20 protein-coding genes, 3 pseudogenes and 1 riboswitch are annotated in these 24,668 nt (G+C 66.5%); of the genes and pseudogenes, 9 read left to right on the top strand and 14 right to left on the bottom strand.

The window, feature by feature from the left end; all coding sequences use genetic code 11:
• Window positions 1–105 precede the first annotated feature (105 nt).
• A complete protein-coding gene (locus NMQ03_RS13575) occupies window positions 106–1,089 on the top strand; it encodes a S1C family serine protease (RefSeq protein WP_255172618.1) in 984 nt (327 codons plus the stop codon).
• Window positions 1,090–1,161: 72 nt separating this feature from the next.
• Here the strand turns inward: NMQ03_RS13575 and NMQ03_RS13570 are convergent, their stop codons facing one another.
• The 8 genes and pseudogenes from NMQ03_RS13570 to NMQ03_RS13535 all read right to left on the bottom strand — a co-directional run bounded on the left by NMQ03_RS13570 (window position 1,162) and on the right by NMQ03_RS13535 (window position 8,826).
• Window positions 1,162–1,539, bottom strand: a complete 378-nt coding sequence (locus NMQ03_RS13570; protein WP_159631605.1) for a hypothetical protein — start codon at window positions 1,537–1,539, stop codon at window positions 1,162–1,164.
• A 48-nt stretch (window positions 1,540–1,587) separates the two neighbouring features.
• Window positions 1,588–2,298 carry a metal-dependent transcriptional regulator gene (locus NMQ03_RS13565; RefSeq protein WP_255172617.1) on the bottom strand — a complete coding sequence of 237 codons (711 nt, stop codon included), beginning with the start codon at window positions 2,296–2,298 and terminating at the stop codon, window positions 1,588–1,590.
• A gap of 73 nt (window positions 2,299–2,371) precedes the next feature.
• Window positions 2,372–3,130 carry a class I SAM-dependent methyltransferase gene (locus tag NMQ03_RS13560; RefSeq protein ID WP_255172616.1) on the bottom strand — a complete coding sequence of 253 codons (759 nt, stop codon included), beginning with the start codon at window positions 3,128–3,130 and terminating at the stop codon, window positions 2,372–2,374.
• Between the two features lie 85 nt (window positions 3,131–3,215).
• Window positions 3,216–4,629, bottom strand: a pseudogene (locus tag NMQ03_RS13555) (aminotransferase class V-fold PLP-dependent enzyme).
• A gap of 36 nt (window positions 4,630–4,665) precedes the next feature.
• Window positions 4,666–4,779: riboswitch (SAM riboswitch) on the bottom strand.
• Between the two features lie 152 nt (window positions 4,780–4,931).
• Window positions 4,932–5,744 carry a histidinol-phosphatase gene (gene hisN / locus NMQ03_RS13550; RefSeq protein WP_255172615.1) on the bottom strand — a complete coding sequence of 271 codons (813 nt, stop codon included), beginning with the start codon at window positions 5,742–5,744 and terminating at the stop codon, window positions 4,932–4,934.
• Window positions 5,745–5,788: 44 nt separating this feature from the next.
• Window positions 5,789–6,899 (bottom strand): annotated as a pseudogene (locus NMQ03_RS13545) (ribosome small subunit-dependent GTPase A).
• Window positions 6,883–8,271 (bottom strand): 3-phosphoshikimate 1-carboxyvinyltransferase, encoded by a 1,389-nt coding sequence (gene aroA / locus NMQ03_RS13540; RefSeq protein ID WP_255172614.1) that lies wholly within the window; start codon window positions 8,269–8,271, stop codon window positions 6,883–6,885. The pseudogene NMQ03_RS13545 and the gene aroA overlap by 17 nt, the downstream one beginning before the upstream one ends.
• A gap of 6 nt (window positions 8,272–8,277) precedes the next feature.
• Entirely contained in the window at window positions 8,278–8,826 is a 549-nt protein-coding gene (locus NMQ03_RS13535; RefSeq protein ID WP_255172613.1) for a DoxX family protein, read from the bottom strand.
• A 236-nt stretch (window positions 8,827–9,062) separates the two neighbouring features.
• Between NMQ03_RS13535 and NMQ03_RS13530 the strand changes: the two are divergent.
• Together NMQ03_RS13530 and rsrA are read left to right on the top strand one after the other, a co-directional pair.
• A pseudogene (locus tag NMQ03_RS13530) lies at window positions 9,063–9,870 on the top strand (sigma-70 family RNA polymerase sigma factor).
• Window positions 9,867–10,127: a mycothiol system anti-sigma-R factor gene (rsrA, locus tag NMQ03_RS13525; protein ID WP_056334975.1), complete on the top strand. Its 261-nt coding sequence runs from the start codon at window positions 9,867–9,869 to the stop codon at window positions 10,125–10,127. The pseudogene NMQ03_RS13530 and the gene rsrA overlap by 4 nt, the downstream one beginning before the upstream one ends.
• A gap of 297 nt (window positions 10,128–10,424) precedes the next feature.
• Here rsrA and NMQ03_RS13520 read toward each other — a convergent pair whose 3' ends face one another.
• The 4 genes from NMQ03_RS13520 to NMQ03_RS13505 all read right to left on the bottom strand — a co-directional run bounded on the left by NMQ03_RS13520 (window position 10,425) and on the right by NMQ03_RS13505 (window position 16,514).
• Entirely contained in the window at window positions 10,425–11,039 is a 615-nt protein-coding gene (locus NMQ03_RS13520; protein ID WP_255172612.1) for a PadR family transcriptional regulator, read from the bottom strand.
• Window positions 11,039–11,872, bottom strand: a complete 834-nt coding sequence (locus NMQ03_RS13515) for a DUF4097 family beta strand repeat-containing protein (RefSeq protein WP_255172611.1) — start codon at window positions 11,870–11,872, stop codon at window positions 11,039–11,041. The genes NMQ03_RS13520 and NMQ03_RS13515 overlap by 1 nt, the downstream gene beginning before the upstream one ends.
• 85 nt (window positions 11,873–11,957) lie before the next feature.
• A complete protein-coding gene (locus NMQ03_RS13510; protein WP_141160025.1) occupies window positions 11,958–12,557 on the bottom strand; it encodes a GDSL-type esterase/lipase family protein in 600 nt (199 codons plus the stop codon).
• 156 nt (window positions 12,558–12,713) lie between these two features.
• The gene (locus NMQ03_RS13505) at window positions 12,714–16,514 is read right to left on the bottom strand and encodes a multifunctional oxoglutarate decarboxylase/oxoglutarate dehydrogenase thiamine pyrophosphate-binding subunit/dihydrolipoyllysine-residue succinyltransferase subunit (RefSeq protein WP_255172610.1); all 3,801 of its coding nucleotides are present in this window, start codon (window positions 16,512–16,514) and stop codon (window positions 12,714–12,716) included.
• Window positions 16,515–17,073: 559 nt separating this feature from the next.
• Between NMQ03_RS13505 and NMQ03_RS13500 the strand changes: the two genes are divergently transcribed.
• The 5 genes from NMQ03_RS13500 to NMQ03_RS13480 all read left to right on the top strand — a co-directional run bounded on the left by NMQ03_RS13500 (window position 17,074) and on the right by NMQ03_RS13480 (window position 22,304).
• On the top strand, window positions 17,074–18,408 hold the full coding sequence (locus NMQ03_RS13500; RefSeq protein ID WP_255172609.1) for a hemolysin family protein: 1,335 nt from the start codon (window positions 17,074–17,076) through the stop codon (window positions 18,406–18,408).
• Window positions 18,405–19,475 carry a hemolysin family protein gene (locus tag NMQ03_RS13495; protein WP_255172608.1) on the top strand — a complete coding sequence of 357 codons (1,071 nt, stop codon included), beginning with the start codon at window positions 18,405–18,407 and terminating at the stop codon, window positions 19,473–19,475. The genes NMQ03_RS13500 and NMQ03_RS13495 overlap by 4 nt, the downstream gene beginning before the upstream one ends.
• 146 nt (window positions 19,476–19,621) lie before the next feature.
• Entirely contained in the window at window positions 19,622–20,608 is a 987-nt protein-coding gene (locus tag NMQ03_RS13490) for a metal ABC transporter solute-binding protein, Zn/Mn family (protein WP_255172607.1), read from the top strand.
• Window positions 20,605–21,420, top strand: coding sequence for a metal ABC transporter ATP-binding protein (locus NMQ03_RS13485; RefSeq protein ID WP_255172606.1), 816 nt, complete (start codon window positions 20,605–20,607; stop codon window positions 21,418–21,420). Before NMQ03_RS13490 ends, NMQ03_RS13485 begins: the two co-directional genes overlap by 4 nt.
• Window positions 21,420–22,304, top strand: coding sequence for a metal ABC transporter permease (locus NMQ03_RS13480; protein ID WP_255172605.1), 885 nt, complete (start codon window positions 21,420–21,422; stop codon window positions 22,302–22,304). Before NMQ03_RS13485 ends, NMQ03_RS13480 begins: the two co-directional genes overlap by 1 nt.
• Here the strand turns inward: NMQ03_RS13480 and NMQ03_RS13475 are convergent.
• Window positions 22,282–22,743, bottom strand: coding sequence for a Fur family transcriptional regulator (locus NMQ03_RS13475; protein WP_159631620.1), 462 nt, complete (start codon window positions 22,741–22,743; stop codon window positions 22,282–22,284). The genes NMQ03_RS13480 and NMQ03_RS13475 overlap by 23 nt on opposite strands.
• A gap of 104 nt (window positions 22,744–22,847) precedes the next feature.
• On the opposite strand from NMQ03_RS13475, the gene NMQ03_RS13470 reads away from it, so the two are divergent.
• On the top strand, window positions 22,848–23,504 hold the full coding sequence (locus NMQ03_RS13470) for an MBL fold metallo-hydrolase (RefSeq protein ID WP_255172604.1): 657 nt from the start codon (window positions 22,848–22,850) through the stop codon (window positions 23,502–23,504).
• Here the strand turns inward: NMQ03_RS13470 and NMQ03_RS13465 are convergent.
• A complete protein-coding gene (locus NMQ03_RS13465) occupies window positions 23,501–24,604 on the bottom strand; it encodes a PLP-dependent cysteine synthase family protein (RefSeq protein ID WP_303693457.1) in 1,104 nt (367 codons plus the stop codon). The genes NMQ03_RS13470 and NMQ03_RS13465 overlap by 4 nt on opposite strands.
• Window positions 24,605–24,668: the final 64 nt, after the last annotated feature.

Raw genomic sequence — 24,668 nt, 5'->3', positions numbered from 1 at the left:
AGGCGTAGCCGGCGCGGGACTGGATTCGGGCCCTGCATCGTTGACTTCCGTAAGGCCCCTGAGGGCACCCGACCGCCGAGAGCGGACTGAATCCGGAGGTGCGCCATGGAACAGGCGCAAGAACCAATGCCAGCGGACACAGGCGACGTCCTGGACTCCTACTCGCAGACGGTGATGCGGGTGGCGGCAGCAGTCACCCCCCACGTTGCAGCGATTGAAATGACGGCGCAGCGCCGCAATGGACGGGTCAGGGTGGGCGCAGGTTCCGCGGTCCTCTTCACCGAGGACGGCTACCTGCTCACAAACTCCCACGTGGTGGTAAGCACCCGGGAAGGCTTCGCGGTCTTTGGCGACGGCAGCAGGATGGAGCTGGAACTGGTGGGCGCGGACCCGTTGTCAGACCTTGCCGTGGTGAAAGGTTCGCGGCCCGGGATCCGGCCTGCAGAGTTCGGTGCGGCGGAATCCCTCCGGGTGGGCCAACTCGTGGTCGCAGTGGGAAACCCGCTGGGACTGGCCGGTTCGGTGACTGCGGGGGTGGTCAGCGGCCTGGGCAGGGCTATTCCGGTCTGGTCGGGCGGAAACCGGCGGGTCATCGAGGACGTCATCCAGACAGACGCGGCCCTGAACCCCGGAAACTCCGGCGGTGCGCTGGCGGACACCCATGCCAGGATCGTGGGCATCAACACTGCCGTGGCCGGAGCCGGATTGGGGCTGGCGATCCCGATCAACGCCACCACCCGCAGGATCATCTCCGCGCTCCTGTCAGACGGGAGGGTGCGCCGCGCGTACCTGGGCCTGGTAAGCACCCCCATGCAGCTCGGCTCCAGCGCCGTGATCCGGACCGGGCTGCGCGAAGGGCTCCGGGTCGTTGAGGTGCTGCCCGGTTCGCCCGCAGGCACGGCAGGCCTGTCCGCAGGGGACGTGATCGTCACAGCCGGCGGCCGTCCCGTCAGCAACGCCGAGAGCCTGCAGCGCCTGCTGTTCGCCGATGCCATCGGCCGGCCCCTCGACCTGGCCGTCCTGCGCGACGGCGTCGAGCTCCACCTGACAGCTGTTCCGGAGGAAATGACGGCCAACGGTGCTGGATAAGGGTCGACGGCGGCCCGGCACCGTGGGCGGGCACGTCCGGAAGGCGAAGCACGGAAGGCGAAGTACGAAAGACTACTGGCTGACCGGTGGCGCTTCCACGTCAGCGATGCCCACGAAACGCGTCCCCACGCCGTCGTACTCGCTGCGGACGCAGCCGGGGCGCACGGCGGGAACGTCGGAAGGGGCATGATGCCCGCACACCACGTAGGTGAAGTCCGGCCACCACTTCTTGGGCCGGGCGGCTTCCTCGTACCCGCAGACGGCGCATTCCAGGTGTACCCAGACGGGCCGCTTGCCGGTCCGGTTGGCCCGTGACTGCACCAGCCAGGGCGGGGGATTGTCCATGATGCCGCGGAGCTCGTCCTCCGACATCCATTTCGGCAGGCCGTGGCGCTGTGCCATCTCAAGGGGAACATCAAGGGTTATTGCTGCGTCGCGTCTGCTGATCATCACCTTCCACAATACGGGAACCGGCCAAATCGGCGGAGGTGAACGGGGCTAGCTTCCCAGGACGCAGCCTGGGTGCGGGGTGTCGCTGGAGACCCACAACGCTGAGGCGATTTCGTCAGCAAGGTCGTACTCGCGGGTGCCGCCGGAACCGGCGATCCGCACCATAAGGGCGCCGCCAAACGGCCTCCGTCCCATCACCTCGACTTCCGCGTCGAGGTCGATGTCCTGGGCGGCGAGGTACCGCAGGTGTTCAGGGTTGTCATCGCTGATCCTGGTGATCTTGCCGCTGTGTCCCTGGTCCAGCGCGGCGAGCAGGTGGGCGCGCGGCATCAGGACCTGGCCGTCCGCGGTGGGGATGGGGTCGCCGTGCGGGTCCCGCTTAGGGTCTCCGAGCTTCGCGGCGACGCGTTCGATGAACGTATCCGACACGGCATGCTCCAGCTGTTCAGCTTCATCGTGGACCTCGTCCCAGCTGTAGCCGAGCCGCTGGACGAGGTAGGTCTCGATGAGCCGGTGGCGCCGGACCATTGACAGTGCCAGCCGCAGGCCGGCCTCGGTCAGCGTGACGGCGCTGTAGGGCTTGTGGTCCACCAGGCCCTGGTCCTTCAGCTTCCGGACCATTTCCGAGACCGAGGAATTTGCCACTCCCAGCCGCTGTGCCAGCTGGGAGGACGTGATGGGCTTGTCCTGCCATTCGGTGAATGAGTAGATGACCTTGACGTAGTCCTCGATTGAGGAGGAGGGCGCGCTGGTCTTCACATGCCCAAGCCTACCGGTTTGGCCGGTGCGGCAGCGTGCGCTGCTTCGGCCACCCCGCCGCAAACCGCGTGCGTCATGACTTGGTGGCGCGCCAGGCCAGGGTGAGGTAGGGAAGGTCAAGTTCCTGGCCGTGGGCATGGGCCAGGTGCTCGTGCAGGTACCAGTCCAGGTTGGCCAGAACTTTTGCCCGCGTCGCCTCGCCGGCACGCAGATAGTAGCTGCGCGACTTGGTGAGTTCCATCAAGTCACCGGTGGTCACCCTGTCCTGCCAGTGGGTGACGTGCCCTTCGAGCCCGTGGAATTCGGGCCCGACGACGGGCTTGTGGCCGGGTCGGTACACATCGCCGGCGTGCATGATCCGGGAAAGCCGGTGCACCCAGGGGATGGAGGTGTCCAGCTGGTTCCAGACCAGGCCGAGCGTTCCGTGCGGGCGCAGGACGCGCGCCAGCTCGGTGCTTGCCGCGAGGGGGTCGCACCAGTGCCACGCCTGGGCAACGGTGACGACGTCGAAGGCAGCGTCGGGAAGGCCTGTCGCCTCGGCAGTCCCAGGCGCAGCCGTGGCGGCGGGGCAGTGGGCCTTCAGCTGGGCGAGCATGTCCGCAGAGGGGTCGACGGCGGTGACGTTCAGCCCCATGGCCAGCAGCAACGCGGTGAACTTTCCCGTACCCGCGCCCACGTCCAGGGCGTCATGGGCTCCGGCCGGTACCAGCCACCGTGCAGATTCCGCAGGGTAGCCGGGCCGGACGCGCTGGTAGTGGCGGCCGCCGTCCTGGAAGCTCTGCCCGAGCTCCGTGCGCCGGCCGTTATCAAGCCTGGGGCCACCCCGAACCACGCGTGGCCTCCTTCTGGTGCTGCCTGCGGATGTCCTTCGAATTTACCGCATGCCCGGCATCAGCAGGCAGTCGCCGCCCCGCCGCTCAGTCGTCGAGGCAGGGGGCTGCGCCGGCCGTCCCGGGAGTGTTGGGCGCCCAGTGCGGGTAGGTGCGGACATCGTTGGCGGGCACCCAGCGGCCCGCGTCCACCACGTAGTCCCATCCCAGTCCGTTGCTGCGCAGTGTCCGGATGCCGGTGAGGAGGCGTTCGGCGTCCTCCAGCCGCGAACCCACGCCGAAACTTGCCCGGAGGGAACCGGACGGCAGGCCCAGGCGCTTCAACAGGGGGTGGGCGCAGAAGCGTCCGTCGCGCAGGCCCACCCCGTGCTCTGCGGAAAGGTAGGCGGCCACCAGCCCTGCGTCGTAGCCCTCGACTGAGAAGTTGACCACGCCGATGGTGTCCGTTTCCGGGTTGGTGTCCTTGAAGATCTGGTGGACGGTGACGCCGTCGATGTCCTGCAGGCCCTCCACCAGGAAAGACCTGATCGCTGACTCGTGGGCATGCCACCGGTCCTGGTCGAGTTCGGCGATGACCTGGGTGGCGCGGGCCAGGGTGGCGGCGCCAAGGACGTTCGGCGAGCCCCCCTCATGGCGGGCCGGCCCGGTGGCCCAGCTGACGCCGTCGAGCCGTGCTTCCTTGACCGCCCCGCCGCCGGCGAGGTGCGGGACGCCGGTGTCCAGCCAGTCGGGACGTCCCACCAGGACACCCGCGCCGAACGGCGCGTACAGCTTGTGGCCGGAAAAGGCGAGGTAGTCGACGCCGTCCGCGCTGATGTCCACCCGGCGGTGCGGAGCGAGCTGGGCCGCGTCCACCACGATCCGGGCACCGTGCTGGTGGGCCAGCGCGGCCAGGGCCCGGATGGGAAGAATCTCGCCGGTGACGTTGGAGGCGCCGGTGACCGCCAGCAGGCTGACTCCGCCCTGCTCCAGTTCGGTCCGGACGGCGTCCAGGGTGCCCGCCACCGTGTCGGCGGCAACGATGCTGCGGTGCGGAACCCCCTGCCACGGCAGGAGGTTGGCATGGTGTTCGATGTCCAGGTAGAGGACTTCGCCGTCATGCCGGCCGTTGGTGGCAGGCAGGCAGCCGGCCAGGAGGTTCAGCGAATCGGTGGTGTTGCGGGTGAAGATGACCGAATCGTCCGGCCGCCCACGAAGTCCCGGACAATGCTGCGTGCATTCTCGTAAACGGACGTGCTGATCTGGGACGCGTAGCCGGCCCCCGGTGGACGCTCGCGTAGTAGGGCAGGATCTCGTTCAGGTAGGCGGAGACCACGGAGAGCGCCGGAGCGGATGCGCCGTAGTCAAGGTTCGCGTACCGGATGTGGCCGCCGGAAATCAGCGGTGCCTGGATTTCGGCGCCGGTGACGGCAGCAAGGGGACGGCCGGCAACGGCGTGGCGATCGCCGGCAATGCGGCCTTCGGCAATGGCGGGTTGGGGGGAGACGGTGGCAGTTGTCACAGAGACCTCACTTGAATACAGGACTCCGGCATAGGGAATCCGCGCTTGCCGCATCCACTCCGGACCGGCCTGGTCGTCACCCGGGGCACCCCGCCGCGAATGGAGGGTTGCTTACCAGCAAACCGGGGTTTTGCGCTGGCACTCGTGACCTGCATAAAAGCGTAGGACATGGGGCGGCCAGGATTGAAGCCGCGGCAATTGTTAAGGGCTTTGTTACGCAATATCGAATAAACGACGCCGGACACCCCCGTCTGGAGGTGTCCGGCGTCGCAATGTTCGTTTAAGGGGGCAAATCGTGGCAGTTACAGCAGGTCGTCCAGGTACGGGTTGAGGCGGTGCAGCACTTCTGAGTGCAGGATCGAGTTGGTGGCCAGCGCGTTCCCGCCGAACGGTCCGTCCTCGCCTTCGAGGGAGGTGAACCGGCCGCCCGCCTCAACGACGATCGGCACCAGCGCAGCCATGTCGTAGAGGTTGAGCTCCGGTTCGCAGGCGATGTCCACGGAGCCCTCTGCCACCATGCAGTACGACCAGAAATCGCCGTAGGCCCGGGTCCGCCAGACGTCCTCGGTCAGCCCAAGGAATTCGTCGAGGTTTCCGCGTTCCTTCCAGCCGGTCAGGCTGGAGTAGGAGAGGGAGGCGTCGGAGAGGCTGGACACGTTCGAGACGCGCAGCCGGGTAGCAGCTGCCAGGGACCGGCCCATGTACGCGCCCATGCCCTTTGCCGCCCACCAGCGCTTGCCGAGGGCCGGGGCGCTGACGACGCCCACCACGGGCTCGCCTTCGTCCACCAGGGCGATCAGCGTGGCCCAGACCGGGACGCCCCGGACAAAGTTTTTCGTCCCGTCAATGGGATCGATGATCCAGCGCCGTGAACCGTGCCCGGTGCTGCCGAATTCCTCGCCCAGGACGGCATCGCGTGGCCGGGAGCGGGAGAGCTGGCCGCGGATGGCCTCCTCGGCTGCCTTGTCGGCGTCGGTGACGGGCGTCAGGTCCGGCTTGGTCTCAACGTGGAGGTCCAGGGCCTTGAAGCGGCCCATGGTCTGGTCATCCACGGAGTCGGCCAGGACATGGGCCAGGCGCAGGTCATCGTTGTAGCTCGAAGCGGGTTGGATCATGGTTACAAACTACCGTCTGCGGACGTTTCTGCCGGGAGAACGCGTCAGTTGACGCTGCCGAGCTCTTTGGTTTCCTGTGCTTCCATGCGGGGGTCAGCGCCGAGCAGCCGCCGGAGCGATGCCAGGCGTGCCGGGCCGGTGGGACCTGCGTGCCCGCCTGCCACCCAGTCGTCCAGGCCGCAGTTCACCGCGTTTACAGTGTGCTTGCAGCCGCGTTCACAGTTTTCGATGCCGGGGGAGAGGTCGGGAAAGGAGCGCAGGATCCGGTCCGGGTCCACGTGTGCCAGTCCGAAGGAACGGATGCCGGGGGTGTCAATGATCCAGCTGCCGCGCGTCTGCCAGGCGCAGGGCCAGGGCTGACGACGACGTGTGGCGGCCGCGCCCGGTGACCGCGTTTACTCCACCTGTGGCCCGCTCGGCACCGGTCAGCGCGTTCACCATGGTGGACTTGCCCACGCCGGAGTGCCCCAGCATTACGGTGACCTTGCCGTCGAGGTGGTCGCGCAGGGCGGCGACCGCAGCGCTGTCCAGCCTTGCCGAGAGGCCGTCGTCGGACCTTGCGTCGATCCCCGAGGCTCGAGCATCCGCAGTCCGGCTGATGATCACCGGGAAGTCCAGGTGGGTGTAGTTGGACAGCAACTCCGCAGGGTCCTTGACGTCGGCCTTGGTGACCAGCAGGATCGGCTCGATTCCTGCGTCGTAGGCAGCCACCAGGGCGCGATCGATGAACCCGGTTCGCGGCTCCGGGTTGGCGGCCGCCACCACAATCACCAGTTGGTCGGCGTTGGCCACGACGGCCCGCTCAACGGGGTCGGTGTCGTCGGCGCTGCGGCGCAGGAGGGTATGGCGGTCCTGGATCTTTACCAGTCGGGCCAGCGTGTCCGGGGCCCCGGACACGTCCCCCACGAGCGAGACGAAGTCGCCGGCCACCACGGGCGAGCGGCGCAGTTCGCGGGCCCGCGCTGCGATGACAACGCGCTCGTTGTCCGAGTCTTCGCCCACCACTGCCGTGTACCGTCCGCGGTCCACCGTGATGATCCGACCGGTCACGGCATCGTCGTGGCTGGGCCGGTCCTTGGTCCGGGGCCGGGAGCCTTTCTTGCTGGGGCGGATCCGGACGTCTGATTCGTCCCAGGAATCAGTGCTCCGCGCCACTGCCGCGCCCTTCCGGCCCCGGCGCCCCGGCAGCATCCTGGGCCAGCATGCTTGCCCAGAGCTGCGGGAAGTCGGGCATGGTCTTGGCTGTGGTGGCGATGTCCTCCACCTGGACGCCGTCCACCGCGAGGCCAAGGATCGCCCCGGCAGTGGCCATGCGGTGGTCGGCGTAGCTGTGGACGACGCCGGCGTGCAGCCGGGCGGGCCGGATGACCAGGCCGTCGCTGGTTTCCTCGGCGTCGCCGCCGAGCCGGTTGATTTCCGCGACCAGGGCCGCCAGCCGGTCGGTCTCATGTCCCCTGAGGTGTGCGATCCCGCTGAGCCGGGAGGGCCCCGTGGCAAGGGCGCACAGGGCCGCGACGGTAGGAGCCAGCTCACTGGTGTCAGCGAAGTCACCGCCCCTGATCTCCGGGCCGCCCGTGACGGTCAGGACGCCGTCGGCCAGGGTGACGGTGGCTCCCATCCGGGTCAGGATGCCGCGCCAGAGGTCGCCCACCTGCTGCGTTTCCGTGGGCCAGTTGGGGATGCGGACCGTGCCCCGTGACGCCAGGGCCGCCGCCAGGAAGGGCCCGGCATTGGACAGGTCCTGTTCAATCCTTTGGTCGAAGGCGCGGATGGGTCCCGGCGCCACCACCCAGTGGTTGGGGACCGAGTCGTCCACTGACACGCCGGCGCCGCGCAGGACAGCCACCGTCATGTTGATGTGGTCCAGGCTCGGCACCGGCTTGCCCACGTGCTCAAGGTGCAGGCCCTCGTCGAACCTTGCTCCCACCAGCAGGAGGGCGGAGACGAACTGCGACGAGGCGCTGGCATCGATCACCAGGTGGCCGCCCCGGACTGCGCCTGTGCCTTCCACCACGAACGGGAGCGACGACGGGGCGCTGCCGTCTTCGGCGGAAACGGCCACGCCCAGGGCTTTGAGGGCTTCGATGATGGTCCCCATGGGACGCTTCCGGGCATGCGGATCGCCGTCGAACACGCTGGCTCCGTTGCGGAGCGCCGCGAGCGGCGGGACGAACCGCATGACGGTGCCGGCAAGCCCACAGTCGATCCTGGTGGCGGACGGCGCGGCTGCCGCCGGGAGCGGAACAACCTCCAGGTCAGGTCCAAAGGAGCCGTCCCCGGGCACTTCGGTGATGGTGGCGCCGAGCTGCCTGAGCGCCTCGATCATGAGCGCGGAGTCCCTGGAGTGCAGGGGGGCCCGGAGCCGGGACGGTCCGTCCGCGAGGGCCGCGAGGACCAGGTACCTGTTGGTCAGGGACTTCGAGCCGGGGACGGTTACGGTGGCATTGACGGGCCGGGCTGCGAAAGGTGCGGCCCAGTGCTGGACGGGTGTTCCGGATGCGTCCCGGGTGGCAGCTGCTGCGGTCATTCGTGCTTAGGCTCCCGCGGCGTGCTCGACGGCGCGGCGTACGGCCTTGTCCGCCTTGTTCAGCTTCTTGGTGGTGGTCCTGCGGGCGTCGGCGGCCAGGTGCGAAGCGTTGCGGCGCGCGTCGGCGGCAAGGTGTTCGGCGCGCCAGGCGAGGCCGGGCTTGCCTGCAGTATCCACGGATGCGAGCAGGGCGCCGCCACTGAGGGAGAGGTTCTTGAGCAGCTGGTTCCTGCGGCCTTCGCGCCCTTCCTTGCTGCTGATGTCCGCGCTGCGCCACTCAACGAAGGTGTTCAGGAGGGAGACCACGGTGAGCAGGCCGGCGGAGAGCCGGGAGAATTTGCCAAGGCCGAACAGGACGCCGGCTCCCACCTGGGTTCCGCCGATGACGCGGGCCAGGGTCTTCTCGCTCGTCTGGAAGGGCAGCGAGGCCGCAGCCTTGCGCAGCAGGGGGGAGAGCTGCTGGGCAGTGTCGTCGGAGTTCTTGAGCTTATCCAGTCCGGCAAGAACGAAACTGGAAGCGAGCATGGGCCGGGCGAGCGTGCGGACAAAGGACATGGATTTCCTCCTGGATGGACGAGCCGCGGCGAGCGGCGGAGTCGGTCCTAGTCTTGCACTTTTGGGGAATATTTGCCCGTGGAAGACGGTTATGGCTGTCGGGTCCGCGGGACGGGCCCGGCGATCATTCACCCGATACAGAGCGGAGTTGGGCCTTGCGGAAGGTGTTGGACGGGACCAGACAGGCAGGACCGGTGGCAGTGGACAAACTGGCCGCCGAGCCGCCGGAGTACGGCATGCCCCTTGCGGGGCGCCTGACAGTAGACTTGAAGGCAATGAGCACCCTGGATCCGGCCGTCGCGGCCATGTATGAGGCTTCTCCCGGCGAAGCGAACGGCAGCGCAGGCGCAGCGCCCCTGCCTGCCGGACAGGCAGATGCCGGTCCGCTGGCCGTTGAAGCGGACGCTGAGGACAGCACCCTGGACGTTGCCACCGAGAGCGTGGAGCAACGCCGGCTTCGCTTTGAGCGGGACGCCATGCAGTATGTCGACCAGCTGTACTCCGCGGCCATGCGTATGGCACGGAACCCGTCAGACGCGGAGGACCTGGTCCAGGAGGCTTACACGAAAGCTTTCTCGGCCTTCCACCAGTACAAGCCGGGCACAAACCTCAAAGCCTGGCTCTACCGGATCCTGACCAACACGTACATCAACCTGTACCGCAAGCGGCAGCGCGAGCCACTGCAGTCGAACTCGGACAGCATCGAGGACTGGCAGCTGGCCCGGGCGGAATCGCACACGTCAAGTGGACTGCGTTCGGCAGAGGCTGAAGCCCTGGACCACCTTCCGGATTCCGACGTCAAGAGGGCGCTGCAGGACATTCCGGAGGAGTTCCGCCTGGCGGTCTATTTCGCTGACGTGGAGGGCTTCGCCTACAAGGAAATCTCAGACATCATGAACACGCCCATCGGCACCGTGATGTCCCGGCTCCACCGCGCGAATGTTGCGGGACATGCTCGCGGAATACGCCGCCGAGCGGGGATTCAAAACGGCCGCAAATGCGTCGGATGCGGCAGGAAGCAAAGCACAGGAGAACAGGAAATGAGCGACTGCCAGGGATTGGGCGACTGCGACGATACCCGGATGCAACGCATCTACGAGTACCTTGACGGGGCACTGACCCGCGAGGATATTACGGAAATCAAGAACCACCTTGATGACTGCCCCGAGTGCACGGAGCAGTATGACCTCGAGTGCGTCATCCGCAACATGGTCAAGCGGTCCTGCACCGAGTCTGCGCCGGACAATCTGAAGAACGCCATCCTGGACCGGATCCACGCGATCCGTCCCGTGGAGGCGTAGGTACAAGACGCGGTTCGCCCCGTCAGGGCCGAAGACAGCAAAGGACCCCGTAAGCCGAGAGGCTTGCGGGGTCCTTCACTTGAACCGTAGTCCCTGGCATTTGCCTAGGTGTTGGGGCGCTTCCCGTGGTTCGCGCCGCCACGCTTACGGTCACGACGCTTGCGTGCACGCTTGCTCATAGCTGGCCTCCTTACTGTTGGTACTCAAAAGAGCTGCCCTCAAGTCTCCCACATGATCTGGCGCCCCGCGAACCGGGAAACGGCGGATGACCTGCGGGAGGGCTGGCATGGCGGGGTGCTAGGGCTGAAGGGTGCCACGGATGGCCGCACGGGCTTCGTCCAGGGCCGTCCTGACGGTCTCCAGCGTCGCGGGGCTGATGGGCCGGTGCGTGGCCTGGCGCCGCAGGTCCGCGCGAAGCTCGTCGCGGAAATCCTGCAGCAGCAGTTCTGCCTCCCTGAGCGGTTGCCCCCTGCGCGCCTGCGGCTGGCCGCTTCCCGGCGGGGTGGTGGCCGACGCAGCCGCGGCACGGGCTGCCTCCGCCGCTGCGGCAAGGTCGCTGCGGAACCCCCGCATGCTGCTGCGGATGTCCTCCTTGAGGGTTCCGGAAAGCCGTTGCACCGAAGCTGCGATGTCATTCTCAACGCCCGCCAGGTCCTCCCGGCGCCGGTTCAGTTCAGCAAGGCCGGCTGCTGTGATGCGGTAGTTGGTGCGCCGTCCCGCCGGCTCGGTGGCCACCAAGCCGTCCTCTTCGAGTTTGCCCAGCCTGGGGTAGACGGTCCCCGCACTCGGTGAATAAGTCCCGCCGAACCGGTCCTTGAGCGCCTTGATGAGCTCGTAGCCGTGCTTGGGGCCGCTTTCGAGCAGGGAGAGGAGATAGAGGCGCAACGCACCGTGTGCGAAGACGGGAGCCATCAGCGTTCAGCTTCCCCATTGGAGTCGACGGGCGCGGGCGCGTGCGAGATGGAGGTCTTGCCGGACACCGAGTTGGTCCGGACGAGCATCAGTTGCCCATCGGGCCCGGCAATCGTCTCCACTTTGCCGTTCGTCAGGAGGCACTGGTGCCCGTCGAGGATGACCGCCCCGCCGGCGGACTTGGCCACGATGTCGACGCCCACGTCAGCCGGCAGGCTGATGGTGAGGTCTCCCGAGACGGAGTTGGAGCCAAAATCCTGCGTGTAATCGAGCAGGTCGAAGCTGAGGTGTCCGCTGACGGTGTTGGTGCGTACATGGCTGAAGTGGCCGGACGCCGTGACCTCACCGGAGATGCTTTTGGCGGTGAGGACGCCCCGGTGGTTCCTGACGGCCACGCTGCCGCTGACCGTGTTGACCTGCAGTTCGCCGGAGGTGTTGTCCGCAGTGACGGAACCCGACACGGTGTTGAGCCGCACGTGGGCGGAAATACCTGTGACGGTTCCATCCCCCCTCACGGTTCCGGCTTCCACCTCCACTCCACGGGGAACGAGGATGGTAATGACGGCCGAGTTGTCGCTGGTGTGGTTTACGGTCTCCATGAGGTTCTTGAACCAGCCCTGCGCGCCGTGCAGTTGGTGCCGGACCTCCAGCCTGCCGCCGTTCAGGGACACCGCCACGGGGTCGCCGTGGACCTCGGAGAATTCCAGGCGAACTGCGGGTTCGTCGTGCTCGATGATCTCAAACCTACCCCCAACCATGCCGAGCTTCACGGCCGTCACAGCGTCGATGTCGATGGTTTGCGGGCTGGCGACAGTCCAGCTTTCTCCGGTCATGGTCCCCTCCAGAAGGCGATATATCGCGTTGTCGCTCCAACGTATCGCCGCCCGGTGGCGGGGTCAAGATATATCTCGAATGGCGCTACTGGGGCGCGTCCATGCCCAGCCACTGGAACCAGCCGCGGTGCAGTACCAGCCAGGCCATGAGGCCGTACCCGGCCTGGCCGGGGGTTCCACCGTTTGCGGCGAGGTCCTGGCGCCACTGTTCGTGGTTCAGCAGGGGCGAGAACGTGTCGACGTAGAGGTGCTTGCGGCGGGTGGTCACATCCGCGAAGGCAGTATTGAGTTCGTCCAGCCGGCGGTTCTGGGCGGGGTCCAGGGTGGGGGGTGGCCCCACGACGAATACTTCGATCCTGTTCTGGGAAGCCGAGTCCAGGATATTGGCCAGGTTCAACCGGCTCCGTGCAGTGGAGAGGCCGAATTCGATGTCGCGACCCGAGAGGCCGATGACCAGCCGGTTCTCCGCCTGGGGGCTGAACCGCCTCCCGGCTTCATCCAGCCAGCGTGCAGCGAGGCCTTCCGTACCTTCCTGCGGGCAGGGGAGGGCATAGCTTTCCAGCAGCATGCCGTCCTGGGGAGTGCGGGCCAGGACGCGGCCCAGCCAGCCAAGCGCCCGGGGATCGCCCAGTCCGGCCAGCAGTTCGTCTCCTACAGCCGCGATCCGCAGCTTCCTGTCTTCCACGCGTTCCTCTTTACTTCGGTACGGGTTTACTTCGTTACGGCCGCTGCCACCGTTGCCGCCGCTGCTGCGGAGGCGCGGGGAGGCGCTGTCAATCCATTAAACAGAACTGCCCGGCCGGAGTCGGGTATTTCGACTCCGGCCGGGCAGCCTTACTGCTTACTTCCGTGCAAATGCCTGCTTCAGGAGGACATCCTGCTCCGCAGCGTGCCGTTTCATGGATCCGGCAGCGGTGGAGGCCGATGCCGGCCGGGACACCAGTCGGACGCGGCGGTCGAGGGCCTCCGGCAGGTGCAGGCCCATGAACGGCCACGGCCCCTGGTTGGCGGGCTCGTCCTGGGCCCACACCACTTCGGCGTTGGGGTACTTGGCGAGTTCCGCTTCGATCTCGGCGTGCGGCAGCGGGTAGAGCTGCTCCACGCGGACGATGGCGGTGGTCTTGTCGCCGGTCTTCTGCCGGGTGGACAGGAGATCGTAGTACAGGCGGCCGGACACCAGGAGCACACGTTCGACGGCGGTGGCCGGCAGTTGCTCGTGGTCACCGATGACGGGGCGGAAGGTGCCGTTGGTGAAGTCCTCGACGGACGACGCGGCAGCCTTCAGGCGCAGGAGCTGCTTGGGCGTGAAGATGATCAGCGGCTTGCGCGGGCGGCTGTACGCCTGGCGGCGCAGCAGGTGGAAGTGCGAGGCCGCCGTGGTGGGGTTGGCCACGATCATGTTGTCCTCGGCACACAGCTGCAGGAACCGCTCGATCCTGGCGGAGGAGTGGTCCGGGCCCTGACCCTCGTAGCCGTGCGGGAGCATCAGGACCAGCGAGGAGCGCTGGCCCCACTTCTGCTCGGCGGACGAGATGAATTCGTCGATGATGGTCTGCGCACCGTTGACGAAGTCACCGAACTGGGCCTCCCACAGGACCAGGGCGTCCGGGCGTTCCACCGAGTAGCCGTACTCGAAGCCCATGGCGGCGTATTCGGACAACAGGGAGTCGTAGATCCACAGCTTGGCCTGGTCATCGGAGAGGTTGCCCAGGGGCAGCCATTCCTTGCCGTTGGCACGGTCGTGGAAGACGGCGTGGCGCTGCACGAAGGTGCCGCGGCGCGAGTCCTGGTAAGCCAGGCGCACGGGGACGCCTTCCATGATCAGCGAGCCGAAGGCTGCAATCTCGCCGAAGCCCCAGTCGATGCCGCCCTCGCGGGACATCTGTTCGCGCTTCTCCAGAAGCTGCTTGAGCTTGGGGTGGACCGTGAAGCCGTCGGGGATCTCGACGTGTGCCTTGCCGATCCGGGCCAAGGTGTCGGCGCTGATGGCGGTGGAGGCCGGTGCGCTGACGCTGGAATCGGACTGCTGTGCCTTGGGCCGTTCGATGTCGGACACAGCAGCGGAGTCGGCGGTCACGATCGGGATAGGCGAGGTCTGGGCGGCGTGGGTCTCGGCAAAGACCCGTTCCAGCCGTTCCTGGTAGTCGCGGAGCAGCTGCTCGGCTTCTTCCTCGGTGATGTCGCCGCGGCCGATGAGTGACTCGGTGTACAGCTTGCGGACGGAGCGCTTGGCTTCGATGAGGTTGTACATCAGCGGCTGGGTCATCGAGGGGTCATCGCCCTCGTTGTGGCCCCGGCGGCGGTAGCACACCATGTCGATCACAACGTCCTTGTGGAAGCGCTGCCGGAACTCATAGGCCAGCTGGCCGATGCGGACAACAGCCTCGGGGTCGTCGCCGTTCACGTGGAACACGGGCGCCTGGATCATTTTGGCAACGTCAGTGGAGTAGGTGGACGAGCGCGACGATGACGGGGCGGTGGTGAAGCCCACCTGGTTGTTGACCACGATGTGGATGGTTCCACCGGTGCGGTAACCCCGGAGCTGGGACAGGTTGAGCGTTTCCGCCACCACGCCCTGACCGGCGAAGGCCGCGTCGCCGTGGACCATGATGGGCAGGACAGGGAACGACTCGCCCTGGTCCAGCCGGTCCTGCTTGGCCCGGACGATGCCTTCGAGGACGGAGTCCACGGCTTCCAGGTGCGAGGGGTTGGCGGCGAGGTAGACCTTGGTCTCCTTGCCGTTGTCGGAGGTGAAGGTGCCTTCGGTGCCCAGGTGGTACTTGACGTCACCGGAGCCCTGCACAGAGCGCGGATCCTGGGTGCCTTCAAACTCGCGGAACACCTGGGCGTAGGTCTTGCCGGCGATGTTCGTCAGTACGTTGAGGCGGCCACGGTGGGCCATGCCGATCGCAACCTCGTCCAGGCCGTCGTCGGCGGCATCGGACATGATGGCGTCAAGCAGCGGGATCAGGGACTCCCCGCCTTCCAGGGAGAAGCGCTTCTGGCCCACGAACTTGGTCTGCAGGAACGTCTCAAAGGCCTCGGCGGCGTTCAGCTTGGAGACAATCCGCAGCTGTTCCTCGCGGCTGGGCTTGGAGTAGGCGTGCTCCAGCTGGTCCTGGAACCACTTGCGTTCGGCAGGCTCCTGGATGTGCATGTACTCGATGCCCGTGGTGCGGCAGTAGGCATCGCGCAGGACGCCGAGGATGTCGCGGAACTTCAACATCGGCTTGCCGCCGAAGCCGCCGGTGGGCCATTCGCGGTCCAGGTCCCAGAGGGTCAGGCCGTAGGTGAGGACGTCGAGGTCCGGGTGCTTGCGCTGGACGTACTCCAGCGGGTCGGTGTCCGCCATGAGGTGGCCGCGGACGCGGAAGGAGTGGATCAGCTGCTGGATCCGGGCGACCTTGTTGATCTCGTCGGCCGGGTCCACCTGCAGGTCCGGGCTCCAGCGGACGGGCTCGTAGGGGATGCGCAGGGCTTCGAAGATTTCGTCGTAGAAGTTCTGCGCGCCCAGCAGCAGCTGGTGGACCAGCTTGAGGAACTCGCCGCTGCCTGCGCCCTGGATGACGCGGTGGTCGTACGTCGAGGTCAGGGTGAGGACCTTGCTGATGGCGTTCTGGGCGATGATCTTCTCGCTGGCGCCCTGGAACTCTGCGGGGTAGTCAAGGGCGCCGACGCCGATGATGGCGGCCTGGCCCTTGGAAAGGCGCGGCACCGAGTGGACGGTGCCGATGCCGCCGGGGTTGGTCAGGGACACGGTGGTGCCCTGGTGGTCCTCGGCGGTGAGCTTGCCGTTGCGGGCCCGCTTGATCAGGTCCTCGTACGTGTGCCAGAACTCGGCGAAGTTGAGGGTCTCAGCCTTCTTGATGTTCGGGACCATGAGCAGCCGGGTGCCGTCGGGCTTGGGCATGTCGATGGCGATGCCGAAGTTGACGTGCGCCGGCTGGACTGCAACAGGCTTGCCATCCACCTCGTCGTAGTACACGTTCATGGAGGGGAACTGGGACAGGGCGCGGATCACGGCGTAGCCGATAAGGTGCGTGAAGGAAACCTTGCCGCCGCGGGCGCGGGCCAGGTTTGAGTTGATGACCACGCGGTTGTCGATGAGCAGCTTGGCCGGAATGGCACGGACGCTGGTGGCGGTGGGCACCTGGAGGCTGGTGACCATGTTGGTGGCGATGGCCTTCGCCGGTCCGCGGAGGACGGAGACGACGTCTTCCTCGGGTGCGGTGGGCGCCTTGACGTTCTTGGGCAGCTGCGCCGGGATGGGCTGCGAGCCGGTGCCGGCCTCGGTCTTCTTGCCGCCGTCGCGGGCTTCCGTGGCAGGGGCCTTCTTAACGGGTGCGGGGGCTGCCGGTGCGGCGGGCGCCGGGGCAGCGGCGGCGGCCGGCGCAGCGGCCGGCGACGGTGCCGGTGCTGCGGAAGCCTGCTTCACGACGGGGAGTTCCCGGGTGGGAGGGTTGGCCTGTGCGGAATTTCCATTGGAAGAAGAACCGTTGCCCGAGTCGAAGGATTCGAACAGGGGCCACCACTTGGCATCCACGGCGTTCTTGTCCTGCTGGTACTGCTCGTACAGTTCGTCAACGAGCCACTCGTTTCCGCCAAATTCCTCTGGTAGACGGTGGCTTGGCTGCTCTGGCACTTGAAATACGCCTCTTCCATGAGTTTGATTTCTCTTTGGCCCCCCGGTGCTTCAGCACTACGTTCGAACCAGTCTCTGCGTCCTCTGAACCCGGACCTTTGCAAGTCTAGTGAGCATCCTGTGTTAACTGCCAATAAGGGTGACTCAAATCATGAAGTGACGAACCAGGGCCCGAATATGGCGGCCACCGGCCTGCGGCGAGGGGCCGCGCGGCCGCCCGTGCGGGGCTCGCGCAGGCAGGCCAACAGGCCACTTCCGGCCGCCCGGCCCAGCGTCCGGCGCGGGGCTGCTCCTGTAGACTGAAATTCTTATGGACAGTAAATCTAGGTGCCGGCCTGGGCGCTGTCAGCGGAGCTCGAAGAGCAGCGCCGCGCAGTCCGCCCCCAGAGTAAGCAAACCCCGACAACGCGCCCATCACCAGCCCACGGCCCAGCTTGCCGCAACCCGCACGGACCAGGCGTCGGTATCCGCCGATCATCCTCCGCCGGGACGAAACAGCTTTTCCACCCCACGGCCGGCTACCCTTCCGGCTCAGCCCGCGCTCCGGGCGGGATGCTGAATGGAGTGGCTCCTCCTTGCAGCAGGCTTGCTGCTGATCGCCGGCACCGGGTTCTTCGTAGCCGTCGAGTTCTCCCTTATCGCCCTGGACCAGGCAACTGTCCAGCGCGCAATTGACGACGGCGACACGGGCGCGGTGCCCTTGCTTACCTGCCTTAAGTCACTGTCAACCCAGCTGTCCAGCTGCCAGCTCGGCATCACGCTGACCACTTTGCTCACCGGTTATGTCATGGAACCTTCGGTGGGCCGCCTCCTCAAGGCGCCGCTGGGCGCGGTCGGACTTCCCGACGTGGCGGTGGAGTCCGTCTCCCTGATCCTGGCGATGGTGGTGGCGACGCTGCTGTCCATGCTCCTGGGTGAGCTGGTGCCGAAAAACATGGCCATCGCACTGGCGTTTCCCGTGGGCCGCGCCCTGGCGGGGCCGCAACTCGTCTTCACCACCATCTTCAAACCGGCCATCCTGGTCCTCAACGGATTTTCGAACAAGGTCCTGCACGTCTTTGGACTGGAAGCCAAGGAGGAGATTTCGGGTGCCCGGACGCAGGCGGAGCTTGCCTCGCTGGTCCGCAGGTCCGCTGCGATGGGAACCCTTGACGCCGGGACTGCCAACTTCATTGCCCGCACCCTGAACTTCTCCACGAGGACAGCGGCGGACGTGATGACACCGCGCATCAGGCTGGAAACGATCGACGCCGACCAGCCGGTCTCCGACGTCGTGGATGCGGCACGCAGGACCGGCTACTCACGCTTCCCGGTCATCGGGGACTCGGCCGATGACATCCGAGGCCTGGTGCACGTCAAGAAGGCCGTTGCCGTGCCGTGGGAACGCCGGCAGAATCTCGAAGCGGGTGCCATCATGACCGAGGTGCTGCGCGTGCCCGAAACTATCCACCTGGATGCCCTGCTGGCCGAGCTCCGGGAGGGAAACCTGCAGCTGGCCGTCGTGCTGGATGAATACGGTGGAACCGCCGGCATTGCCACCCTGGAAGACCTGGTGGAGGAAATCGTGGGCGAGGTGGCGGACGAGCACGACAAGGTCCGGCCGGGGCTGCTGCAAAGCGCCTCCGGCGACTGGTACTTCCCTGGGCTCCTCCGTCCCGATGAGCTGTCCGAGCACATACCTGGCCTGAGCGTTCCGGACGAAGCAGCCTATGAAACCGTGGGCGGCTATGTCATGAGCAAGCTCGGCAGGATCGCGGTCGTGGGCGACACCGTTCCGGTCAACGGCGGAACACTCAGCGTCACCCGGATGGACGGCCGCAGGATCGACCGTATCTGCTTCCACCCCGCGGCGGAGCCGGCTGCGCAGGACGCCAACCACAGGAGCAAGCCATGAGTGACTGGGCCGGAATACTGTGGCTGGGTGTCCTCCTGCTGGGCAACGCCTTCTTCGTGGCCGCTGAGTTCGCCATCATGTCCGCGCGCCGCAGCCAGATCGAACCCCTGGCCGACGCCGGCTCAAAGCGCGCCCACACCACCCTTCGTGCCATGGAAAACGTCTCCCTGATGCTGGCATGCGCACAGCTGGGCATCACGGTCTGTTCGCTGTTGATCCTGCTGGTGGCCGAGCCGGCAATCCACCACCTGCTCGCGGTCCCCATCGAAACGGTGGGTCTGCCGGCGGAAGTGGCTGACGTGGCAGCCTTCGCTGTGGCCCTGATGCTGGTGACCTTCCTGCACGTGACATTCGGCGAGATGGTGCCCAAGAACATCTCGGTGTCCGTGGCGGACAAGGCTGCACTGTTCCTGGCCCCGCCGCTGCTGTTCATCTCGCGGCTGGTCCATCCGGTGATTTCAGTCCTCAACTGGTCGGCCAACCACATCCTCAAACTGATGCGGATCGAGCCCAAGGACGAGGTCACGTCCTCCTTCACGCTGGAGGAGGTGCAGTCGATTGTCCAGGAGTCCACCCGCCACGGCTTGGTGGACGATGACGCCGGGCTCATTACGGGTGCGCTCGAGTTCTCGGAGCACACGGCCGAGGACATCATGGTCCCGATCGGAAACCTGGTCATGCTGGGGGCATCCACCACCCCCGTGGAGTTCGAGAAAGCCGTCAGCCGTACTGGTTTCTCCCGGTTCCCCATGCTGGACGACGACGACATGCTCTACGGCTACCTCCATGTAAAAGACGTGCTGTCCATACCGGAGTCCGCCTATGAGCTGCCCATCGCCGAAAGCCGGGTCCGGTCCCTGGCAAACCTGGCGCTGGGCGACGAGATCGAAAAGGCCATGTCCGTCATGCAGCGCACCGGATCCCACCTTGCGCGAGTGATTGGCCCGGACGGCAATACGCGCGGGGTGCTCTTCCTCGAGGACGTCATCGAACAGCTGGTCGGCGAGATCAGGGACGCAACGCAGGCCACCGGAATCCGCAGGCTGGGCCAGCCGAACGGCAGCTGAGACCCTGACGCGCCCCTGCCTTTTCCCAGGGGCGCGTCAGGCGCGGGCCCTGTGAAGCAGCGCGCCCATCTAAATAGGAATCATTCGCATTTAGGTATAGGCTGGGCATTGTTGTCCTCCCCATCCTGTGTGAACTGAGGTTTTCCGTGCGCCGTCCAGCCGCTGCCAGCTCCTTCCTTGCCGCCCTCGCAGGAGTCGGCCTCCTGCTCAGTGCCTGCAGCCCCCAGCCGTCCCAAACCGCGGACCAGGCACAGGGGATCAACGTCGTGGCCTCAACGAACGTCTACGGTGACATTGCCCGCACGATCGGCGGGGACAAGGTCAAGGTGACGGCCATCATCAACAGCGCCGGGCAGGATCCGCACTCCTACGAGGCGACCGCCCAGGACCGGCTGGCTGTGTCCAAGGCCCAGCTCGTCATCGAAAACGGTGGCGGCTACGACGACTTCATCCACACCCTGGTGGAGAGCAGCAAGCTCGACAGCGCTTCGGTGCTGACCGCCGTCGAGGTTTCCGGCCTTGCCCATCCGGAAGAAGCTGCCACTGCAGCGCCATCGACAACCCCGGACGCGGCAGGCGGGCACGACGGTCATGACCACGGCGGCCTCAACGAGCACGTCTGGTACAGCCTGCCTGCCATGGAGCGGATAACTGACGGCATAGCGGACAAGCTTGCCGCCCTGGACCCCGGCTCCGCGGCCACGTTTTCCGCCAACGCCGAATCCCTCAAGTCCTCCCTGACGTCCCTGCACAGCCAGTTGGACGCGTTGAAAGCCGCCGGGGGTGGGGGCCGGGTGGCAGTCACGGAGCCAGTGCCGCTGTACCTGCTCGAAGATGCCGGGCTGGCGAACGCGACGCCTGAGCAGTACACCGCCGCAATTGAAGAGGGCGCCGACGTTCCTCCTGCCGTCCTGAAGGAAGCCACGGACCTGGTCGGGTCCAAAGCCGTCCGCCTGCTGGCATACAACGCCCAGACGGAAGGGCCCCAGACTGAAGCGTTGAAGAAGGCGGCTGAAACCGCGGGCGTGCCTGTGGTGGACTTCACCGAGACCCTGCCCGAAGGCAAGACCTACCTGCAGTGGATGACGGACAATGTGAACAACATCAGCAAGGTTTTGGAGACAAACAGGTGAAATCGGTCGTCAGCCTAAAAGGGGCGTGCCTCAGGTTCGGCCAGCGCACGCTCTGGGAGGGCCTTGACCTGGACATCAGGCCCGGTGAGTTCTTCGCCGTGCTGGGTCCCAACGGCAGTGGCAAGACCAGCTTCCTGAAAGTGCTGCTGGGCCTGCAGAAGCTGCAGGCGGGAGAAGCATCGCTTGGCGGGCAGCCCGTGGAACGCGGCAGCAGCCTGATCGGCTACATACCCCAACAGAAATCCTTTGCACCGGACACACCCATGCGGGCCCGCGACCTGGTGGGGCTGGGAGTGGACGGCCACCGCTGGGGAATCCGGCTCTCACTGGCCAGGACAAACCGGAAGGTTGACCAGCTCCTGGAGCTGGTTGGTGCCTCCGACTATGCCAACGTCCCGGTGGGCCAGCTCTCCGGCGGCGAGCAGCAGCGGCTCCGGGTGGCCCAGGCCCTGGCGACCGATCCCCAGGTCCTGCTCTGTGACGAGCCGCTGTTGTCGCTGGACCTCCACCACCAGCAGGCCGTGAGCGCCCTGATCAGCAAACAAAGCCGCGAGCACAACAGTGCCGTGGTCTTTGTGACCCACGAAATCAATCCGATTATCGAGTACGTGGACCGTGTCCTCTACCTGGCCGGGGGACGTTTCCGCGTCGGGGCGCCCGATGAGGTCATGACCACGGAAGTGCTTTCGGATCTTTACGGCAGCCATGTGGAGGTGATCCGCGCCAACGGCCGGCTCGTGGTGGTCGGCCTGCCCGATGCCACAACGCACCATCATGCCGGGGCGGACGCGATGGCAGGGGAGGTGGCGTAATGGACGCCGACAGCATCCTGGGCGCCATTTTCAATTTCGACAACTACGGCGAACTGTTGGTCCTGGTACAGAACTCCATCTGGGCCGGCGCCATCCTGGGGCTCCTCGGCGGCCTGGTGGGCACTTTCGTCATGAAGCGCGACCTTGCGTTCGCTGTCCACGGCATCTCCGAGCTGTCCTTTGCAGGCGCCGCTTTTGCGCTCCTGGTCGGGGCCGATGTGGTCTTCGGCTCGCTGGTTGGATCGGTGGCGGCCGCGCTGCTGCTGGGCCTGATGGGGGTGCGCGCCCGGGACAAGAACTCGATCATCGGGGTCATCATGCCGTTCGGGCTGGGACTGGGGATCCTGTTCCTGTCGCTCTACCAAGGCCGCGCGGCGAACAAGTTCGGGCTGCTGACCGGGCAGATCGTTTCCGTGGACACAGTCCAGCTCCAGGCACTCGCCGGGACTGCCGTCGTCGTGATGCTCGTGCTGCTGGCCGTCTGGCGGCCGCTCAACTTCGCCAGCGTTGACCCGGAACTCGCCGAGGCGCGGGGAGTGCCCGTCCGCAGCCTGGGCATTGTCTTCATGATTGTCCTGGGCGTCAGCGTGGCCCTGTCCATCCAGGTGGTGGGCGCACTGCTGGTCCTCGCCCTGCTCATCACCCCCGCTGCCGCAGCCCTGCGGGTCACGTCATCGCCGGTGGCTGCGGTGGTGCTCAGCGTGGTTTTCGCCGTGACGGCCACGGTGGGCGGAATCCTGCTGGCCCTGGGCGGCCGGATCCCCATCAGTCCCTATGTCACCACGTTGTCGTTCCTGATCTACGTGGTGTGCCGTACCATCGGCTCGGTACGGGAGGCCCGTGGCCTCAACGGGCGGGTCCTTACAGCTTCCCGGCAGCCTTAAGGGCAGTGCAGTCCGGGCACAGCCCGAAGATTTCCACTGTGTGGTCCACCTCGGTGAACCCATGCTCGGACGCAGTGCGCACGGCCCACGTCTCCACGGCGGGGGCTTCCACCTCCACGGCCTTTCCGCAGTTCCTGCACAGCAGGTGGTGATGGTGGCCGGTCACAGCGCAGCGCCGGTACACCGCCTCGCCATCGCCGTTGCGCAGCACGTCAACCAGGCCTTCATCGGCGAGTGACTGCAGGATGCGGTAGGCGGTGGCAAGCGACACCGACACGCCCTGGTTCTGCAGGATCCGGTAGAGCTCCTGGGTGCTGACGAAGTCGTCCAGCCGGTCAAGGGCAGCACTGACGGCTTTGCGCTGCTTGGTAACGCGCTGTTCCTTGCCGCCTCCAGCCGGGGACGGGGCGGCGGAATCAGCCTTGACGCCGGTAGGCATGGACGAACTCGCTTCCGTGGGGGGCAAACATCAAGATTACCAGCCGGATCTTCCTGGACGGCGTTCGTGGACAGCGTTCCGGAACGGACCCTAGGCTGGCGCTTATGAAGCTGACCAAATTCACCCATGCCTGTGTCCGGCTCGAGAAGGAAGGCCGGGTTCTGGTCCTGGATCCCGGAACCTTCTCCGAATCAGCGGAGGCGCTGTCCGGGGCCCACGCCGTACTGGTGACGCACGAACACGCTGACCATTTGGACACCAAGGCCGTGGTGGAGGCCCTCCAGGGCAACCAGCACCTAGAGCTCCACGCTCCCGCGGGCGTGGCACAGCAGCTGCGCCAGGAAGCTGCCGGTGCCGCGGAACGCATCCACGCGGTGGATCCGGGATCCTCGTTCCAGGCGGCGGGCTTCGACATCCGCAGCTTTGGTGGCCAGCACGCCCTGATCCACCCCCAGATTCCCATGGTGGCCAACATCGGCTTCCTGGTGGACCAGAACGTGTACCACCCGGGGGACTCCTTCATCATCCCGGACGGCATCACGGTCCAGACACTCCTGGTTCCGCTGCACGCCCCGTGGAGCAAGTCCGCCGAGGTAGTGGACTTTGTGATCGGCGTGCGGGCGCCGCGTGCGTTCCAGATCCACGACGGGCTGCTCAACGACAACGGCCTGGGAATCGTTGAAGGGCACGTCAAGCGGATCGGGGCCAAGTACGGCACAGAATACCGGCACCTGGCACCGCGCGAGTCGGTGGAGGTCTAGCCGGTCCACTCCCCGGTGTCCAGGAAGCGCGCAATCACCGCTTCGTGCGGCGCCGGATCCAGCCCCTGGCCAGCCAGCCACTCCTGGTTCCAGTAGTTGCCCGCATAGCGTTCGCCGCCGTCGCACATCAAGGACACGATGCTGCCCCGGCGTCCCTCCGACAGCATGCCGGCAATTGTCTGCCAGACGCCCCACAGGTTGGTGCCGGTGGACGGGCCGGCGTGCAGGCCGGCGAAGGAGTGCAGGTGGCGCATCGCAGCAATGGACGCGGCATCGGGGACCTGGACCATCCTGTCGATCACCGTGGGAATGAAACTGGGCTCCATCCGCGCCCGGCCAATGCCTTCGATCCGCGAAGGCAGGCCCGTGGGCTGCGCGGCTGCTTCCCCCAGCCAGCCGGGGTAGAACGCGGAGTTTTCCGGGTCGACCACCAGCAGCCTGGTGGGATGGCTGTGATACCGCAGGTACCGGCCGATCGTGGCGCTTGTTCCGCCGGTGCCGGCGCCCACTACGATCCAGTCCGGCACCGGGTGTGGCTCCAGGCTGAGCTGGCCGAAGATTGATTCGGCGATGTTGTTGTTGCCGCGCCAGTCCGTGGCCCGCTCCGCATAGGTGAACTGGTCCATGTAGTGCCCGTTGCAGGTGGCAGCCACCTCTTCCGCCGCCGCGTAGACGTCAGAGGCGTTCTCCACCAGCAGGCACGAGCCGCCGAACTTCTCGATCAGTGCGATTTTCTCCGGGCTGGTGGTGCGTGCCATGACGGCGACGAAGGGCAGCCCCAGCAGCTGGGCGAAGTACGCCTCCGATACAGCGGTGCTTCCGCTGGAGGCCTCGACGATGGTGGTGTCCTCCCGGATCCAGCCGTTGACCAGGCCGAACAGGAACAGCGATCTGGCCAGCCGGTGCTTGAGGCTACCGGACCGGTGGGTGGACTCGTCCTTGAGGTACAGCTGGATGCCCCAGTGCTCCGGCAGGGCCACCGAATAGAGGTGGGTGTCCGCGGAACGGTTGTTCTCCGCCGTGATGGTGCGGATGGCCTGGTCCGCCCAGTCCCGGTCCGTTCCGCCGCTGCCAGTGCCGGTGCTGCCCTCGATCTTCACCGCACCAGCCTACCCGCGGCGGCCGGAATGCCCGCCTAAAGTTGGACCGTTGCCGGCGCCAGCA

Origin of the sequence: Arthrobacter sp. DNA4 (assembly GCF_024362385.1) — a bacterium.
GTDB lineage: Bacteria > Actinomycetota > Actinomycetes > Actinomycetales > Micrococcaceae > Arthrobacter.
The sequence above is the reverse complement of the archived record's forward strand: the minus strand, read 5'-3'. Positions and strand labels throughout refer to the sequence as shown.